Raw genomic sequence first — 19,641 nt, forward strand, 5'->3', positions numbered from 1 at the left:
ATCGAAGACCACCGAGATCTAAACGCGTAAGATCGTCGGCAGCGTCAGATGTGTATAAGAGACAGGTATATATCTATCTCAGGGTCAATTGCCAGAAGTATGTCATTATATATCATAAAAGTAAACGAATTATATATTCTTTTATTAAAATGATTGATATATTCATTAATTATTTAAAGTTATCAGTTCCATTAGAAACATTTCTTCCATTTTCAAAGTTAATTTTTGCTTGATACTCAATCAAATAGTAAACTTTATATAGTTTAATGTTTAACTTTAACTTGACATACTTTGTAGAATGACTAAAATAAGCTGAGTCCATAAATCTAATTTTTTAACCCCCTTCAATACTAAGTCATTCTGTCGGACTCAGCTTCAATTTTATACTAATTAATTTCTATTAAAATTATCAATTAAGCTTTTTAAGAGATATTATTTAATTATTAGTAATTTAAAACCTTTTTTTAGATGGATTTTTTCTAAACAGAAAGAAAAGTATGCTCTAATGTTATCTATTGTAATAATCAATACAAAACTTTATATGCCTAAACTTTTACATTAAACATTAATTTTATAGTTTGGGTGAAAAGATATGCGAGCTTTGTTTAAAAAAAAAGACATAAAGGAATGTTTGCACTGTGAAAATACAGAGCAAAAACTTAAAAGATCATTAGGACCATTTCATTTAATAATAATGGGAATAGGGGCTATAATAGGAGCAGGAATATTTATTGTAACAGGAATAGCCTCAGCAACATCTGGGCCTTCATTAATAATTTCTTTTATCATTGCTGCTTTAGCATGTGGGCTTACAGCTCTTTGTTATGCTGAAATGGCATCTATAATTAGTGTAACTGGAGGAATATATACTTATACTCAGGTTACGATTGGTGAAATAGGGGCCTGGATAATAGGATGGGTTGGAATACTCCAATATGTTATTGCCGGTTCATCTGTAGCTATTGGATGGTCTTCATATGTAGTAGGATTTTTAGCATCCATGGGTATTGTAATCCCCACAATGTTAACTTCTTCCCCCCTATCTGGAAATGGGATAATTAATTTACCTGCATTTTTAATAATTATTGCATTAAGCGCAGTATTAATAAAAGGAACTCAAGAAAGTGCACGACTCAATGCATTTTTCGTTTTCATAAAACTAGCAGTTATTCTATTATTCATAGTAGTGGGTTTTAATTTTATAAACCCTGCCAATTATCACCCTTTCGCTCCTCATGGAATTCCCGGAATATTTCAGGGGGCGGCCATGGTATTTTTTGCATATATAGGATTTGATACTGTAGCATCAGCAGCAGAAGAAACAAAAAACCCCCAGCGGGCACTACCCATAGGAATAATCGGATCATTAGCAATTTGTTCTTTAATTTATATCGTGGTTGCTGGAGTAATGAATGGGATGGTAAATTTTAGTATGTTTGCCCATAGCGAAGCACCAGTAATGATGGCTCTACAAAGTGTAGGGGCTAACTGGGTAACAACTATTGTAACTGTCGGGGCCATTGCCGGATTAACTACTGTTATTCTAGTTAATTTATTCGTGGTACCTCGTTTAATTTTTGCAATGTCCCGTGATGAATTACTCCCTAACCGATTAACCAAGGTGCACAGTAAATTCAAATCACCTGCCATAAGCATAATTATAATTGGAATCATATCTGCATTTGTATCTGGATTCTTTCCACTCGGAGATATATTTGAATTGGTAAATATAGCTGCACTTTCTGCATTTATATTTTTAGCTATATCAGTTCTGTATCTACGAAAAAGTCACCCAGATTTACCTAGAAAATTCAGATGTCCTCTGGTTCCAGCTATACCTATAGCATCTATTATTGCTTGTGTTGCTTTAATCAGCCAGCTCACCATTTTAACCATTGAACTCTTTGCAATATGGTTAATACTAGGGTTAGTAGTTTATTTTGTCTATAGAAACTATAAACACTCTAAAAAACAGGGAGAATCTGAGGCAGAATTTGATGAACTGGATGACGCTGTGGTTATTAGCGCAGTTATCCCTGAGAATGATTCTGCAAAATAATTATTAATTGGTGAAACTGTGAAAAGAATTTTTTCTAAAAAGCCAATTAATGATTTATATATTAATAAGGACCATAACAATTCCCTTAAAAGAACCATAGGTCCTGTGAATTTAATTATCATGGGGCTAGGTTGTATAATCGGGGCCGGGATATTCATTGTTACTGGAGTTGCTTCTGCCCAATCTTCAGGCCCCGCATTGGTTTTATCTTTTATATTATCTGCAACAGCCTGTATTTTTACAGCTCTTTGTTATGCAGAGTTTGCATCTATGATACCCGTATCTGGAAGCGTTTATACATATACTTATGTTGCTATGGGGGAAATTTGGGCTTGGATGATTGGCTGGGTCTTAATGTATGAATACTTGATATCAGCATCTGCTGTAGCAGTAGGCTGGTCTTCTTATGTGGTAGGCCTACTTAGTTCAACAGGAATCATTTTACCTCAAATTATAAGTGCGCCGCCAGGAACAGGTCTTATTAATCTTCCTGCACTTTTTATAATTTTACTATTAACTGGAATATTAATTTTAGGGGTAAAGGAAAGTACCCGTTTTAATGCTATTGTTGTTTTAATTAATGTATCAATTATATTACTCTTTATTTTTGTAGGTTTAGGGCATATCAACCCTGCTAATTACCATCCATTTATGCCTTTCGGATTTTCAGGAGTACTGCAAGGTGCAGCCATGGTATTTTTTGCATATATCGGATTTGATGCCGTTTCCACTGCCGCAGAAGAAACTAAAAACCCTCAAAGGACCATGCCCATAGGAATAATCGGATCTTTAATTATCAGTTCTATATTGTATATTGCGGTGGCTGCTGTTTTAAATGGTATAGTTCCCTATAACTTGTTAGATACTCCAGCTCCAGTCACCTTTGCACTTAAAAGTATTGGGATAAATTGGGCCGCATCTATTGTTTCATTCGGAGCTCTTTTCGGGCTTACCTCTGTACTTTTAACCAGTCTTTTTGGACAGAGCAGAATTTTTTATTCCATGTCACGAGATGGGCTTTTGCCAGAAATATTTTCACATTTACATGAAAATTTTAGATCTCCAGTTATCTGTATTATTATTGTAGGGACTGCTGCTGCCATGATTGCTGCTTTTTTCCCATTAAATACTATTATCGAACTTGTGAATATTGGAACCTTATCCGCTTTTATTTTCTTGGCATTATCGATTATTATTCTTAGAAAACAAAACCCGGACATCCCCCGAAAATTTAAATGTCCATTAGTGCCAATTATTCCCATTCTTTCCATTGTTTTCTGTTCTTTTTTAATATTTCAATTATCCCATACTACTTTAGAACGATTTATTATTAGTTTACTAATTGGAATTGCGGTTTATTTTGTTTATGGTATGAAAAATAGCAAATTAAGGCAATGTGATACTGATATTTTTAATTTTAAAGATATTAATGAAATTTTTGATTTATTAAATAGTACCATTCTAACTATTTTAAGTCAAATTGAAAAAATAATGAGGTATAAACGATTTTAACTCATCCCAAAGGTTTATACATTCTATTTTTTACTGAGATGTGGGAACGTTTCAGTTATTATGGTATGAGAGCTATTCTTTCATTATACATGCTCAAAGCACTTTTATTTAGTATAGCTTTTACTTCAACTATATACGGTTATTATACCGGGCTGGTGTACTTGACTCCATTAATTGGGGGTTATGTGGCAGATAGGTATTGGGGTAATCGTAAATCAATTATCATTGGGGCTATTTTAATGGCCTTAGGTCAATTTAGTCTGGCCACTAGTAGTTATTTTTACAATCCTTCTTTATCAAATACTGTTTCCCATAGTTATTTATTTAATAATCAGGAAATATTCTTTTTAATTGGATTATTCTTACTAATTATGGGTAATGGATTTTTCAAGCCTAATATTTCTTCCATGGTTGGTTCATTATATGAAAAAAATGATAAAAAAAGAGACTCTGCATTCACTATATTTTATATGGGTATCAATTTAGGGGCTCTTTTATCTCCTTTGGTCATTGGAGGAATAGGTGATACTGGAAATCCTGCAGACTTCATATATGGTTTTTTAGCTGCAGGAGTAGGGATGATATTGGGGTTACTAGTTTTTATATTTTCTAAAGACAAATATTTAGTATCGCCTAGTGGGAAGAAATTAGGTATCTTTTCAGATGATAGAAATCAATTCAATCAAAAGGAGATAGTTTTAGACCAGAGAGGTAATTTAAAAACAGATATTAACACGTTTATTGATAAACCACTGACCCTAATTGAAAAACAGAGAATTGGAGTTATTTTCATTCTTTCTTTTTTTGTCATATTTTTCTGGACAGCTTTTGAGCAGGCAGGAGTTTCATTAACTTTTTTTGCCCAGCAAAATGTAGATCGTATTTTAACATTTTGCCATTGGACAATTCCTGCCAGCTGGTTCCAGTCTATTAATCCTATGGCAATATTAATTTTCGCTCCTTTATTCGCCACACTATGGCCTTTACTTAATCAAAGAAAACTTGAACCATCAATACCTTCTAAAATGGCTATAGGTTTATTATTACTATCTTTAGGTTTTCTTATATTAACTATACCTGCAGGTATGATTGACCAGGGATTTACTGCAGTTAGTCCTCTGTGGTTAATAGCAATTTATGTTATGTTCACTTTTGGAGAGCTTTGTATTTCTCCTATTGGGCTATCCATGGTTTCAAAACTTTCTCCAGTTAGATTCATTTCATTTATGATGGGAGTATGGTTTTTATCAGCTGCAGCATCTAATATTATGGCGGGATTATTATCAGCACTTTATCCAGACCCCAATACACATATCACACCCCATTTATTTGGATTTGCCATAACTGGATTTCATGATTTCTTCATGATATTTGTATTGATGTCCGCTATTTCAGCATTTATCCTCATATTAATTAGAAAAAAACTGGTTAAAATGATGCATGGGATTGTATAGCTGATTAACAATTAATTTTTAATATTTGTGTGAAGTTTTTATGGTCATCAATAAGTACTCAAAATAAAAAAATTTAAATATCTAAACTTATACATTATACTTTAAAATTTAATAGGATAGGTAAATTTTTAATTTACATGTAAAAAATGAAAGGGGAGTTGAATATATATGAAAATGAAACTTTTTCCATTATTTTTAATGGTTATATTAGCATTTTCTGTGGCACAACCAATATTTGCTGCTAATCCACAGTTAGAAGATACAAAAATAGCAGGGAAAAATGGTGCGCCAATAAACGATATAACAGTTAGCCCTGGAGAAACTATAGGATTACAGGCAAGATTATATTGGTACTGGTACACTGTCGATTCGGTTAATACTAGTTGGATCCCTCAAATATGTCGTTATTTAGATTTTTACGTGTATAAATCAAATGCAAATGGGACAAATGGAGAACTAGTGTGGTCTGATACAGCAATCACCAACTTCTTCACAGCAAACGCTAATCCAGACGAATTCAAACTAAACGAAAAAGGAACATACAACCTAGTAATAAAATACGAAGGAAAACTAAAACACTGCCAAGCAAACGCCAAAATCTACGTACAATAATTATCTTCTTTCTTTTCTATTCTTATTTCTCTATTTTAGTTTATCATATCTTATTTTTTTTATATATATCTTAACTTTAGAAGGTCTTTAAGTATGTGAGATGTATACTATTTCTTTTTGAAACATAATTTTTTTGATTGTTATTGCCATTAATACATTTCAAAAGTGACACTAATTCTCCAGTTTTTGAAGTGATTAAAAAAAAGTTTTTTCATATACTGCCATATTAACATAATCAAATGACAGAAAACTTTATATAATTAAATGTTTACATTAATCTTTAGGGACAAACCAGATCATATGTTTTATCACATCAAAGGGAAAATAAGTCCCTATTTTCCCTATTAATAAATACTTATTTTCTAAAGCAAATTGGCAACAGATAAAAAATACACTACAAAAATTATAGAAACAATCCACATTAAAGGCTTAACTTCTCTCCATTTTCCATTAGCTAATTTTATTACACAATATGAAATAAATCCAAATCCTATACCTTTAGATATGCTGAATGTGAAAGTCATGGTGATGATAGTAAGAAAAGAAGGTAATGACTCCTCAAAATCGTCCCAATCAATATTATTTATCATTGAAATCATTAAAAAGCCAACAACAATTAACGCAGGCGCAATGGCTGCTGAAGGAATAAAATAAGCTAGTGGAACAAAAAACATTACCATAAAAAACAATCCCGCTACAACAACCGAAGTTAGCCCTGTTTTACCCCCTTCAATGATACCCGCTGAACTTTCAACATAAGCCGTATTGGAACTGCTACCCATAAATCCTCCAATCATTGCCCCTAACGCATCGATAGCCAATATTTTTTTTATGTCTCTTAATTTGCCTTTATTATCAACCAAACCCGCCTGAGTACCCAAAGCCATAACTGTTCCTAAACTATCAAAAAAATCAACCATCATTAAAGCAAATATAACCGGAACAAAAGATAATGATAAACAACCTTTAATATCCAACTTACCAATTGTAGAAAAATTTTGAAAAGTTGGAATTTCAATAAAATGACCATTCCAATTACAAGGAATATTGCTAGATCCCGCTGGCAATGAGGTTATGGATATGGGTATATTTGGATTTCCAAAAACATTAAAAGAAGTATGTGTAAAATCTCCAATGAAACACGCGAAAACCGCGACAAACGAAGTTAATACTATTCCATAAAAAATACTGCCTTTTACTTTTAAAGCCATTAATATTCCAATAATGGTTAAACCCAATATAGAAACAATGAATACTGGGTTAAAAACATTGCCAAACTGAATTAGATTTTCGGGACTGGGAACCATTATATTTGCAATCTTAAACCCTATAAATGAAATAAACATTCCAATACCCACCCCAATAGATATCTTCAAAGATGGCGGAATGGAATTCATAATCATCTCACGTAAGTTGGTTAAAACCAACAAAAAAACAATAAATCCTTCAATGAAAATTAAGCCCATTGCGATTTGCCAGGGTTGATGCATATTCACTATAACACCAAAAGCAACTAAACTATTTATTCCAAGCCCAGCAGCCATACCAAATGGTTTTTTGGCCACCATTCCCATTAAAAATGTAGAAACTGCAGCAGCCATACATGTTGCTAAAAAGATAGATTTATAATCCATACCTGCTGCGGAAAGAATGATAGGGTTTACAACGATTATATATGCCATAGCCATAAAAGTTGTTATGCCTGCTCTTAATTCTGTTTTAATAGAGGAACCATGATTGTTGATTGAAAAACATTTATTTAAAAAATTTTTGATTGAATATTTCTCTGAAATTTCGTCTTTTCGCTGTTTGTACAAATATATCACCGTTAAGAATAATAGTAATATTTAAATACTTAAACTTTTACATTATACATTACCCAAAAAAATTAGACATCAGTTAGTGAGATTGGGGGAAACCTGAAACTATTCTTCTTCATCCCCCTCTCTTTCCCTTTTAATATAGAATCTATTTTTATGTTTTAGCAAGTGCAAAAATTAAGAAACTCGAAGATAATATGACATTAAGAAAAAAAACGATGTTAATATTGGTCTTATTAATTTTTACTATGATTATTAGTTTTTATTTAATTTCCGAAACAATTTTCTTAAGTAAAACGCTGGAAGATGAGAACAGAAATGCGAATATGATTATGAACAATACATTATGCTCTTTAAATAACAATTTTATTGATTTAAACAACACAGCAAATGATTGGTCTCAATATGACGAAGCATACTATTTTGTAAAATATGATACTGATGGTTTCATATCCCGCAGCTTATCCCTGAAAACATTTACTAAATTGAATGTTAATCTAATAATTTTTACTAATGCAAATGGAAAGATATTATATGCCAAATCGGCTGATTGGAAGAATAATAAATTTTTAACACTGCCCAATAATTTACATCAAAAATTAGAAGATCATGATCTTATAATTTCAAAAAATAAAACTGAATCTTCAGGTTATATCTCCTTAAATGGCACACCTATGATGATAGTTGCAAAACCTATTTTTAAAAGTGACGGGAAAGGTCCTGCAGTAGGAACATTGATTATGGGAAGATATCTGAATTCTTATGATTTAAAATCATTTTCCAATTACAATAATATTTCCATAAGTCCCCTTACTTATAATAAAGTTTTAAATAATGCTAAAAAGGAGAGATCTCAAAGTGTGGTTATTATTCAAAATCAGGAGAAAAATGCGTTACATGTTTACACTTCATTAAAAGGAACATCAGGAGAACCCAGTCTATTGATCAAAATGGAATTGCCGCGTTTAGTATTCAAAAACTATAAAAAAACAATTTTTATTCTAACTTTATACTTAATTATAATTGGAATTATTACCATATTTGCTATCTATCTACTTTTTGACAGGGATTTGATGCAAAGAATTGAAAAAATTTCATCCAGTATCCAAAAAATAAGCAAAACAAAAAATTTATCTGGTAGAATTCCATTGTCCGGTTCAGATGAATTAACTGATTTTGCAAAATCAATTAATTGTGCATTAAATTCTTTCCAGATGTCACAGAAAGAACTCTGTAAAAATAAAGACGTTTACAAAACAATTTTTGAAAATTCTGGAACAGTGATGATTATTGTGGATAAAGATATGGATATAAAACTTTTTAATAATGAATTTAATAAGAAATTTGATCCAAATCAAAATAATTTTCTTCAGTTGCTACCTAAAGACCATCTGGAAAAAATCAAGGAAGTTACAAATCCACACAACAAACAAATGTTAAGCTGTGAATTAAAGTTAATTACTAAAGAAAATACTCTCAAATACTTTTTTACTACATTTAGCTTTTTTCAATTTTCTAATGAAATATTAATATCATTAATGGATATAAATGACATTAAAGCAACAGATTTAAAAATTAAAACATCATTAGAAGAAAAAGAGTTATTGCTCAGAGAGATCCATCATCGGGTGAAAAATAATCTTCAGGTAATCTCTGCTTTACTAAGACTACAAGCAAGTAGCTTCAAAGATCCTCTGCTACTTCAAAAATATAAAGAGACTGACAGACGCATACATACCATCTCTCTGATCCATGAAAGGCTTTGCAGGTCAAAAGATATTTCAAAAATTGATATAAAGTCGTATATTCAAAATTTAACCACAGATCTTATTTATTCTTTGGGTTTTAATCCAAAAAACTTAAAACTTATTTTAGATGTAGATGATTCTAATCTCAATCTAGAAACAGTTATGCCACTAGGTCTTATCATTAACGAATTAGTCTCAAATAGTTTACAGCATGCTTTCCCCAATAAATCTTCTCCTGAAATTAGAATTATTCTTAAAAAAATAAAAGGAAGAGAATTTCAATTAAAGATCTGTGACAATGGAATCGGATTACCTTCTGATCTGGATTGGGTTAATATTAATTCTTTGGGACTACGACTGGTAAAAGAGTTAGTAATTCAGATCAAGGGGGAGATGAATTTTAAATCTAATAAAGGGGTTTGCTTTTCCATTAAGTTTTCTGAAGTAGATCCTCCTTACTAAAATTGAATAGATTTTTTTATATCATAGCACTTAGCAAAAAAAACTATTGTACATAGAAAAATTTAAATATTAAAACTTTTAACTTTAAATTTAAACATGAATTAAAAATTAGACTATGAAACAAGAATCAGATGTAAATCGTGATTAAAATGAAAAAAATCATCATTTTATCCATATTAATACTATTTTTTTTAGGTAATGGCCTTTTTATTAGCCAGGTCGATAGCAACCCTACACAATCTATAACCAAACCCATAACTGTGAAAGGAATCACAAAATCAAAGTTATATCCCATATTTAAAGAAATTAAGAATATACCATATTCTAATACTTTAAATTGTAAAAATAAATCCGAAATATTTGCCGAATATATTTATAAACAGGGCTATCATAATGTAAAATTATTACAAGTATGGAATAAAAACTACAGCAAAGGACATCAAGTTGTTTTATTTAATGGATATATCTATGATCCCACTTGTGGATATTATGGCATACAAAAATCAGCATATCTTAAAATGGTAAATCACTATGGATTAAACGGAGCAGTATTCACAATTGATTACAAACATAACGAGAGTATAAAACTTGAATCGTTTATATCACATACTTAATTTAAAAACAATATAACTAATTTTTTATTTTTAAATTATTTTTAAGAATTATAGATTTTTTGATGGTTTTTGATTAAAAATAAAACACCAAATTATTTAATGTTAAAAAAGTTATTTAATTACAATATATTTATAACGATGTGTAACCATGGAAAAAACCATTTTTATTATTGGAACTGCTATGCTGATTTTATTAATCATAGGCACTACTCATAACTACCTTACAGAAGGGTCTCGTATAATATATGTGGGTTACCTACCCAGCAGCCACCAGGCAGCATTATTTGCAGCTGACGAACTAGAATTATTTGATAAAAATAATTTATCAGTTCAATTAGTTCCTTTTAGTTCAGGCGCTGAAATGGTTAAAGCATTAGAACAGGAAAAGATTGATATAGGCTATTGTGGGATAACCCCTGTAACAGCAGCTATAGATAAAGGTTATTCACTTAAAATAGTAGCTCCTGTTAATTTGGAGGGTAGCGGTATAGTGAACGCAGAAAACTCCAATATTGAAAAGGCATCAGATTTAGAAAACACAACAGTTGCAATTCCCAAAAATGGATCAATACAAGACTTACTATTGCACATATACCTAAAAAATAACCATGTAAATTTTAGCAATATAAATATTACCGAATCAGAAGTGCCTATGATGCCTTTTGGATTGCAAGAAGACTCATATGATTCTTATGTTGCATGGGAACCTTTTGTATCAATAGGAAAAGACCTTGAAATTGGTAAGGTACTCGTCTACTCCCAAGACATCTGGCCCAATCATCCTTGTTGTATAATAGTAACCAGCGAAAATTTTATCAAAAATAAACCATTAACACTATCAAAATTCTTAAAAGTACATGTTCAATCAACCCAATATATTATTGATTATCCAGAAAAAAACATATATTTTCTATCTAAAAAAATGGGTACATTGGATGAGGTGGAAATGGAAAGTTTGAACCATATAAAATTCGTTGCACTACCAAATACGGAATTTAAAACAAATATAATGCAAATGATCCAATTCCAAAAAGAGATGGGATATATAAATAATAATTTATCATTTAATCAAGTATGTAATTTTAATTACATTCCATCACAATAAACGTTTAGTTTATCCCTCCCACTGCCTGGAGAGGAGAACCATAACTAAAACAGATAGACTGATAGTCAATCCTAAAAGAAATGCATTTTGAAATCCACTTAAAAGTACTGAAACTGGAGCTGCAAGGTGAAGCGCACCTGTGACAGGCATATTCGCAAGATTAGTAGTTTGTTGAACGATAGTTGACTCAAAAATTGCGTCAAATATTACAACACCCAGTATAATTCCCATATATTTGGAAGTATTCATTAAACTAGATATAGACCCTCTATTACCTTTATAACCATTTTTCATTATTTGTTTATTATTAGCCGGCGCAAAAAATCCTTCTGATAAAAATCTAGTAGATAAAGCAATTAAAATAAAGATTATACCTGTAGTTGGGTCTGTTAATATGAAAAAACCTAAAGATATCAGGAGAAAAATGCAGGAAATGACTGTGGGTATTTTTGATCCAAATTTATCTGTGATTACACCAGAAAGAGGTCCTGCAATGAGGACTAATAAAGTAGGTATTAAAATTAAAATACCTGAGAAAGCAGTGCTGTAACCCATTATCAAATCCAGATAAAATGGAACCAAAAATATTGTCCCCATGAACACCAGTGTTATTAAAAATGCAGCTAATAAAGGTAAAAGTAATTTACTATCTTTTAAAAGATTTAAATCAAAGATAGGGTACTTTTGTTTATTTTCCCAATGTATTAATCCTGAAAAAAGAATAAAATCAAAACAAATCCCTCCGATAAACCATTTAGATGTCAAGCCCATGTCTTTTGCAACATATATTGACAATATTAAAATCACCATTACAATAAGTATTAAAAAAGCACCTACTAAATCAAAATCTAATTTTTTTTCATGAAATGTATCAGGCGGTATGAAAAAAAAGTTTAAGATAAATGCTATAATCCCCAGTGGAACAACAATTAAAAAAACCCAATTCCAGTCACAATACTGAAGCGTTAAACCACCAGCCCCATATCCTGCAGCTAAAGCTATTGTGGTTGCTGCAGATATAGCTGCAAAACCTTTAGCCTGGAAATTCGGATTTAAATGTTTTGAAATTAGTGCTGGAGATATTGATAATAACATTGCAGAACCCAAACCCTGCAATCCCCTAAATAATAATAATTGTACAAAATCAATAGAAATACCACATAGGTAAGAACTAACTGTGAAGACACAGATTCCCATTAAGAAAACTTTTCTAAGGCCAATAATGTCGCCCAATCTACCAAAAATCAGCATGAAACTGGTTAATATTAGTAAATGAACTATCACTACCCATGAAACAAGATAAGTGCTTATGTCCATATACTGAGAGATTGTTGGCAGCGCTATATTTACTGTTCCCGCACTGAATGACCAAACAAAAACAGCCATTGAAACAGAAAGAACTATCAAAACTGTTTTATTTATATTAATATTATCCATTTTTGATTTAATATCATATCCAGATACCATTTAATACCCCAGTAGGCCAGAATATAAAAAATTATTGTTTTGTATTAACTTCTGAGCCATAATTTCTTTTTTCATAATCATAAAAGATTTATTATCAAAGAATAAAACTTTTTTGAAAGTAATACATATTATGCATAATCATATGCCTTTAAATTACATTAAATATATAATACATCTTATTTTTTCATAACATGAAAATTAATATGAGATTATTCCACTTAATCTAAAGAATTATGTTTTAAAAATTAAATCAATGACTATCTAACTTCAACAATTGAAAATATTGCCAAAATGTAGAGTTGAAACTAAAAAGAAAAGGTTATTTTAGAAAAAAAATATTTTTCCTCTTTTTGTTAATAGAATTGATAATCTACCTAAAAATTCAAAATGCAAGCCTATACTCTATTGCAAATATCAAATACATTGAGTTACTAATACTAATAGAAAACTTTAAATATCTAAACTTTTACATTATAATGTAAGAAATAAAAGTAGGATAAAGGGTGTGGATAAATGGATATTGAATCTTTCCAAGGAATGAGCAAAAAAAGTTTAATTAAAGCTTTTAAAAACATCCCCATATTAATAGTGGCCCTTTTTTTAGGTGCACTATATCTAATCGTTTGTATGCTTGACTGGGTTATATGTAGGGTACAATACTATTCCAAACTACAATTTAACAATACCAAAAATAAGTTCTCTAAATTAACTAACTAAGCCCAATATTTTTATGCAGCATGGTAGATATTCCGATAGCGCCTTTGGGATATCTACCTTCTTTAATTTTAATGGTAGGTATTCAATGAGGTGTCCTGTTTTTTTGAATATCTGCCTAATCTCATTATTAACCATATATGCTAAATTTTAAAAGAAATCCACCTCTCTTTTTTTAAAAATATATATACTAAAACTTTTAAATTAAAATTAGATAAACAAAAAGAAGGGGATAATTATGGGATGTATTACTATTTGTATATCAGATGAATTAGAAATTGCTTTTAGAAGAATAGCTAGATTATCATACGGCGAAAAGCAGGGAAAAATGTCACGTGCTGCTGAAGAGGCATTATATGAATGGTGTCAGAAAAAAATTGAAGAACTAGAAGTAGATGAAAAAGAGATTTTTGATTAGGGGGTGTGATAATGGATAAAAATCAAGAAAATTCGAAAAAAATGGACGATATCTTTAATGAAGTTGAAAAATTCTTAAAAGAAAAAGAAAAATACATAAAAGAATCTATTATTGGATCCCGAATTATAAATGAATTAACAGACTTTACTCTAGAAGTAGGACTTAAAAAAACATATTTATGTGTTAATCGGGACCAGGAAAATGTTTTCCCCGTACTTACCAAAGTCACAGAGAATTTTATTCAGGCCTATGGAGGAACCGCAATTATTTATCCTAAAGGAGATAATATTTGCCTGGAATTAATCACACCTAAACGAGGCGTCTGAGGGTGGAATAATGGCAGATGAAAAAATCTTAATCGTGGAAGATGAACGAATATTAGCTTTAGGTTTAAAGAAAAAGCTCCAAAAATTAGGTTTCAATGTGACCCATACTGTGTCTTCGGGAGAAGACGCTGTTAAAAGTGTTAAAGAGAATAAACCGGATCTAATCCTAATGGATATTGTACTTCAAGGAGAACTGGATGGGATAGATGCAGCTAAAATGATAATTAATATGCATAACATTCCAATCATATACTTAACTGCTTATGCAGATGATGAAACCATTGAAAGAGCTGTCAAAACATATCCTTATGGATATTTAATGAAACCTTATAAAGAAAGGGAACTTAAAGCAAATATTGAAATGGCTCTTAAGAAGTTTCAAGCCGAAAAAGAAAGTTTCATGGATTTTGAAGATGTTTATGTAGATATAACAAGTTTCATTGATCAAAAAGATGAAGTTATCAACCACGTCTTATTGAAACATTATGGTGTCATCGGCCCACTAGATGTGGACATCAGTTCAGAGAAAATTTATGTTTCAGCCGAGAGAAGCAATAAAAAAGCTTATACAGTTTTTTATGAACTTTTAAACAAATTAATGTCCCGATACCTAAAATCAGAGTTTGAAATTGTAGTTTATTCTAAAGGAGATAATATTTGTCTGGAATTTCCTAAAATGTGAAATTTTCGACCCTAATTTTTTTTAATTTGTTTTACTCACCATCTATTTTCAATTTAAGAATGATAATTCATGAAAAAATAATTTAATGGAAAAGTTTAATTATTTAAAATTAACTATATATGAATTAGAAATATAAGGAGTTATACTGATGGAAGAAAATAAATTCATTGATATTTTAGAAAGAGAACTCGTAACATCTCTTGGCTGTACTGAACCTATCTCCATTGCCTATGCGGTGGCTCTTGCATGTAAATACGCTGGAGGTGGTCTGATTAATAAAGTTAAAATTAATGCCAGCCGTAATTTAATAAAAAATGCAATGAGTGTAACTATTCCTGGAACCCACATCAGTGAAATAAATCTCTCCTCAGCATATCTTGCAGCAGCTTTGGGAATTATAAAGACAGATATCGAAAAGAATCTGGAAATATTAGAAGATCTAAATAAAACAGATATCGAAAAAGCCAAAGAGTTGCTTAGTGAAGGGATAATAAGCATAAATTTACATGATTCACAATCAAAACTCTTTTTAGAAGTAATTACAAACACCAGCACCACTGAAGCAAGAATAATAATTGAAAATACCCATACTAATGTTATTTCAATAGAAGTCGATGGAAAATCAATTGAAAAAACACCTCACCTAACTACTCGAACTGAAAAAGTAGATGAAGACCTTGATTTTTTAGATATAAATACGATTTTAGAGTTTATTCAAAATATTGATATTTCAAAGCTCAATATTATAAAAAAAAGTATAAAAATTAATAAAAAAATTTGTAAGGAAGGACTTAAGAACTCATATGGATTGCAAGTAGGTAAAAGTATTGAACTAAATAAATCCAATGGCTTTTTCTCAGATGATATCCTATCAAAAGTTATTGCTTATACTGCAGCAGGATCTGATGCCCGAATGTCTGGATGTAAATTGCCTGCTATGAGTAACTCAGGAAGTGGTAATCAGGGCATCTCAGCTACCATGCCTATAGTCGTGGTTTGTGAAGAAATGGAATTACCCATGGAAAAGGAAATTAGAGCAGTTGCTTTGAGTAACCTTATTACGATCTTTATTAAATCACGTTTAGGTCGATTGTCAGCAGTTTGCGGTGCTACTATTTCTGCCATGGGTGCTTGTTGTGGTATAACTTACCTTCTAGGTGGTGGAAGAAAAGAAATTGACTCATCACTTCAAATCATGATGGCCAATATTACAGGAATGATTTGTGACGGTGCAAAATCAGGGTGTGCCTTAAAAATATCAACCTGCACATTTGCAGCTATTCATTCATCATTACTTGCATTAAATGGCACCTCCATCAGCTGTCAAGAAGGTATAATTGAATGCGATTCTTCTAAGACCATAGAAAACTTTTGTAAATTGGCAAATAATGGAATGTTATATGCAGATAAATTAATCCTGGAAATGATGCTTCAAAAAACTTACTCATAATAAAAGGATTGGACAATTATTTTCCCATTATCATCAAATTTTATTCCTTCATTTTCAAGTAAAATTCTTTTCATTTTCAGCCCACCTTGAAATCCACCCAAAGTCCTATCTGAACGAATCGCCCTGTGACAGGGTATAATAATAGGGAATGGATTATTGGCCAGAGCATTACCCACAGCCCTCGCACCTTTTTCTTTACCAAGATATTTTGCTAAGAACTGATAACTGGTTACATTACCTCTCGGAATTTTATATTCTGCTTTTAATACTTGTTTTTGGAAAAAACTACAACTATTAAACTCAAGAACATCTAAAGAAAATTCTATTTTTGCTCCATTTAAAAAAAACTGGATGTCCTTAGATATCATATCTATTCCACTGCAAGATACTTCTTCTACATCATGAAACATATTAAAAACCTGATCTTCTGCGGATATTTCTGGATTAGATAATATAATTTTAACTATCTTAAAATTTCCATTAAAACCGACCCATAAAATAGATACTGGACCAAATGACGTTTTTTTAATAATTTTTAAATATATATCACTCATAAAAGATGAACCCTTTAATGGATTTTACTTACTTAATTTAATTACTTACTATCACAAATAATTAAACCTTATTAAAACATAAATTAATATGTGAAATTCATTATTTTTTCTAAATTTTTGCTAAAAATTTATATATTTCAAAATGTATCTTTATATTCCCAGAATAGCTCGATACAAATTTAAAAAAAAGTATTACTATTGGATTTGGATAATATACGATCATTGAAAGCATACAAATAAAAATTGAAAGGCGGTGGAATTTATGGTGAAAGATACTTCAGTCCTTCTGGAAGAAAAAAGAGTTTTTAAAGCTAACTACAGGATAGTTGAAGAAGCACATGTTAAAAATTGGGAGGCTGAAATTGAAAAGGGTAAAGACCCAGTAAGCTACTGGGCAGAAAAAGCTGAACAATTTGAATGGTTTAAAAAATGGGATAAAGTCCTGGATGAAAGCAAGAAACCATTCTATAAATGGTTCACTAAGGGTAAAATTAACTTATCTTACAATGCAGTAGATAGATGGGTATCCTCTGATAAAAGAAACCAGGTTGCTGTATTATATGCCAATGAACACGGCGAAGAGCGAAAACTCACTTACTATGAACTTTACCGTGAAGTAAATAAAATGGCAAATGCCTTAAAAAATTTAGGTGTTAAAAAAGGGGATACCGTTTCCATGTATCTACCCATGTGTACTGAGCTTTTAGTATCCATGTTGGCTTGTACACGTATCGGTGCCGTGCACAGTGTTGTTTATTCTGGACTCAGTGTCGGGGCCTTTGTTGAGAGGATGAATGATGCTAATGCTAAAGTCCTTATAACCGCTGATGGTACTTACAGACGAGGAAAGATAATAGATCTTAAAAAAATTGCTGACGAAGCACTTCTGCAATGTCCTACCATTGAAACTGTGGTTGTCGTAAAACACACGGGAAATCCTATAAAAATATCTGAATTAAGTGGTCGTGAAATATTCTATGAAACACTAATTGATGGAGAATCTGACGATTGTCCTGTAGAAGAAATGGACGCAGAAGACCCATTATTCATTTTATATACATCTGGAAGTACTGGAAAACCAAAAGGAGTGCTGCACACTACAGCAGGATATATGGTGGGTGTGGCTACTACATTAAAAAATATTTTCGATATCCATAATGGAGATTTATGGTGGTGTACTGGCGATGTGGGATGGATTACTGGACACAGCTACTCTATTTACGGCCCATTACTTTTAGGAACCACCACTCTTATCTACGAAGGAGCGCCAGATTATCCAGACCCCGGAGCATGGTGGAATATTGTAGAAAAATATGGTGTAACGAAATTTTACACAGCACCTACAGCCATAAGACATCTTATGAGGTATGGTAGTAAATATCCAAATCTTTACAACCTCTCTTCACTCAAGATAATGGGTAGTGTAGGGGAACCCATGAACCCTGAAGCATGGATGTGGTTGTACAATAAGGTGGGCAAAACCAAAATTCCAATTATGGATACTTGGTGGCAGACCGAAACAGGAATGCATATGATTTCTCCACTACCTATTTCCCCACTAAAACCAGGCACGCCTACTCTACCCATTCCGGGCGTAGATGCAGATGTGGTGGATGAAAATGGGAATTCTGTACCGCTAGGAAAAGGAGGATATCTGGTAATTAAAAAACCATGGCCGGCTATGTTTAGAACCCTTTATAAAGACGAAGAAAGGTTTGTAGATTCATACTGGAAAGAGATACCAGGTGGTGTTTACAATGCAGGAGATATTGCTCGTAAAGATGAAGACGGATACATCTGGATCCAAGGCCGTTCCGATGATGTATTGAATATTGCAGGACACCGCGTTGGTACATCTGAAGTTGAATCTGCTTTCGTATCACACCCCGCAGTAGCCGAATGCGCAGTTATTGGAAAATCCGATCCTATTAAAGGCCATGTTATTAAATCTTTCGTTATTTTAAAAGAAGGTTATACTCTAAATACAAACCTAATCGAAGACCTCCAAAAGCACGTGCGTTACGAATTAGGACCTGTAGCAGTTCTTGGAGAAATAAAACAGGTAGATCAACTACCTAAAACAAGAAGTGGTAAAATAATGCGTAGAATTCTGCGAGCACAGGAAGAAGGAGAAGATCTAGGAGATACATCCACCCTAGAAGACTAAAGTGAGGTTATTTTATTAACCTCCCCACATACTATTTAATTTTTATATAGACTCTTTAAATCCCCCAATATTATTTTTTCAATTATAATATAACTTAATCCAAACAATGCAAATATTTAAATGATATTTCTTGATTATATAATAATCAGACTTCATTAGAGTTATTATACCTATTTTTTTATTAAAATTCAATGACAAAAATAACTTTAAAAGTGAAATTGGCAAAGTATATAAAGCTTTATAGAAAAATATATCAAAGAATCAGAATTGGCGAAATAATAGTCATTAAAGATATTTTCGATTTTTCGCCATTAAATCTTTGAAAATAAGTTTAACTATTTCAAAGCAGAATTACTGTGAATAATATTCCAGTACTTTCTTAAAAAAAATTTAAAATTACAAAAATTAAGAGTTGATTACTATGGCAAAAATAAAAGGAACCAATAAAAGAACTAGACCAAAATCTCATTATAAAAA

General features: G+C 31.4%; 16 protein-coding genes. 13 read left to right on the forward strand and 3 right to left on the reverse strand.

All coding sequences use genetic code 11. From position 1 onward, the window contains the following. The first annotated feature begins 592 nt into the window (after positions 1-592). From MXE27_RS01345 to MXE27_RS01360, 4 genes are all read left to right on the forward strand, one after another. Positions 593-2,059 (forward strand): amino acid permease, encoded by a 1,467-nt coding sequence (locus MXE27_RS01345; protein ID WP_248610599.1) that lies wholly within the window; start codon positions 593-595, stop codon positions 2,057-2,059. An 18-nt stretch (positions 2,060-2,077) separates the two neighbouring features. After that, on the forward strand, positions 2,078-3,571 hold the full coding sequence (locus MXE27_RS01350) for an amino acid permease (protein ID WP_248610600.1): 1,494 nt from the start codon (positions 2,078-2,080) through the stop codon (positions 3,569-3,571). A gap of 38 nt (positions 3,572-3,609) precedes the next feature. Next, positions 3,610-5,025, forward strand: a complete 1,416-nt coding sequence (locus tag MXE27_RS01355) for a peptide MFS transporter (RefSeq protein ID WP_248610601.1) — start codon at positions 3,610-3,612, stop codon at positions 5,023-5,025. A gap of 168 nt (positions 5,026-5,193) precedes the next feature. Next, complete coding sequence (locus tag MXE27_RS01360; RefSeq protein WP_248610602.1) at positions 5,194-5,637, forward strand: hypothetical protein; 444 nt, start codon at positions 5,194-5,196, stop codon at positions 5,635-5,637. Positions 5,638-5,999: 362 nt separating this feature from the next. Here MXE27_RS01360 and MXE27_RS01365 read toward each other — a convergent pair whose 3' ends face one another. Beyond that, positions 6,000-7,454: an NCS2 family permease gene (locus MXE27_RS01365; protein WP_248610603.1), complete on the reverse strand. Its 1,455-nt coding sequence runs from the start codon at positions 7,452-7,454 to the stop codon at positions 6,000-6,002. A gap of 200 nt (positions 7,455-7,654) precedes the next feature. Between MXE27_RS01365 and MXE27_RS01370 the strand changes: the two genes are divergently transcribed. From MXE27_RS01370 to MXE27_RS01380, 3 genes are all read left to right on the forward strand, one after another. Continuing rightward, positions 7,655-9,667, forward strand: coding sequence for a CHASE4 domain-containing protein (locus MXE27_RS01370; protein ID WP_248610604.1), 2,013 nt, complete (start codon positions 7,655-7,657; stop codon positions 9,665-9,667). A 149-nt stretch (positions 9,668-9,816) separates the two neighbouring features. Next, on the forward strand, positions 9,817-10,281 hold the full coding sequence (locus tag MXE27_RS01375) for a hypothetical protein (RefSeq protein WP_248610605.1): 465 nt from the start codon (positions 9,817-9,819) through the stop codon (positions 10,279-10,281). 148 nt (positions 10,282-10,429) lie between these two features. After that, entirely contained in the window at positions 10,430-11,386 is a 957-nt protein-coding gene (locus MXE27_RS01380; protein WP_248610606.1) for an ABC transporter substrate-binding protein, read from the forward strand. 9 nt (positions 11,387-11,395) lie between these two features. On the opposite strand, the gene MXE27_RS01385 is transcribed toward MXE27_RS01380, so the two are convergent. After that, positions 11,396-12,853, reverse strand: coding sequence for an MFS transporter (locus MXE27_RS01385; protein WP_248610607.1), 1,458 nt, complete (start codon positions 12,851-12,853; stop codon positions 11,396-11,398). 513 nt (positions 12,854-13,366) lie between these two features. On the opposite strand from MXE27_RS01385, the gene MXE27_RS01390 reads away from it, so the two are divergent. The 5 genes from MXE27_RS01390 (at position 13,367) to MXE27_RS01410 (ending at position 16,443) form a co-directional block, all read left to right on the forward strand. Next, positions 13,367-13,570, forward strand: coding sequence for a hypothetical protein (locus tag MXE27_RS01390; protein ID WP_248610608.1), 204 nt, complete (start codon positions 13,367-13,369; stop codon positions 13,568-13,570). A 235-nt stretch (positions 13,571-13,805) separates the two neighbouring features. After that, positions 13,806-13,985: a hypothetical protein gene (locus tag MXE27_RS01395; RefSeq protein WP_248610609.1), complete on the forward strand. Its 180-nt coding sequence runs from the start codon at positions 13,806-13,808 to the stop codon at positions 13,983-13,985. Between the two features lie 11 nt (positions 13,986-13,996). Beyond that, positions 13,997-14,311, forward strand: coding sequence for a hypothetical protein (locus tag MXE27_RS01400; protein WP_248610610.1), 315 nt, complete (start codon positions 13,997-13,999; stop codon positions 14,309-14,311). A gap of 10 nt (positions 14,312-14,321) precedes the next feature. After that, on the forward strand, positions 14,322-14,993 hold the full coding sequence (locus MXE27_RS01405; protein ID WP_248610611.1) for a response regulator: 672 nt from the start codon (positions 14,322-14,324) through the stop codon (positions 14,991-14,993). 148 nt (positions 14,994-15,141) lie between these two features. Then, positions 15,142-16,443, forward strand: coding sequence for an L-cysteine desulfidase family protein (locus MXE27_RS01410; protein WP_248610612.1), 1,302 nt, complete (start codon positions 15,142-15,144; stop codon positions 16,441-16,443). On the opposite strand, the gene MXE27_RS01415 is transcribed toward MXE27_RS01410, so the two are convergent. After that, complete coding sequence (locus tag MXE27_RS01415; RefSeq protein ID WP_248610613.1) at positions 16,434-16,997, reverse strand: methylated-DNA--[protein]-cysteine S-methyltransferase; 564 nt, start codon at positions 16,995-16,997, stop codon at positions 16,434-16,436. The genes MXE27_RS01410 and MXE27_RS01415 overlap by 10 nt on opposite strands. Positions 16,998-17,259: 262 nt before the next feature. On the opposite strand from MXE27_RS01415, the gene acs reads away from it, so the two are divergent. Beyond that, the gene (gene acs, locus MXE27_RS01420; protein WP_248610614.1) at positions 17,260-19,164 is read left to right on the forward strand and encodes an acetate--CoA ligase; all 1,905 of its coding nucleotides are present in this window, start codon (positions 17,260-17,262) and stop codon (positions 19,162-19,164) included. The last annotated feature ends 477 nt before the right edge of the window (positions 19,165-19,641 follow it).

Origin of the sequence: Methanobacterium alcaliphilum (assembly GCF_023227715.1) — an archaeon.
In the GTDB taxonomy this organism is placed as follows: Archaea; Methanobacteriota; Methanobacteria; order Methanobacteriales; family Methanobacteriaceae; genus Methanobacterium_E; species Methanobacterium_E alcaliphilum.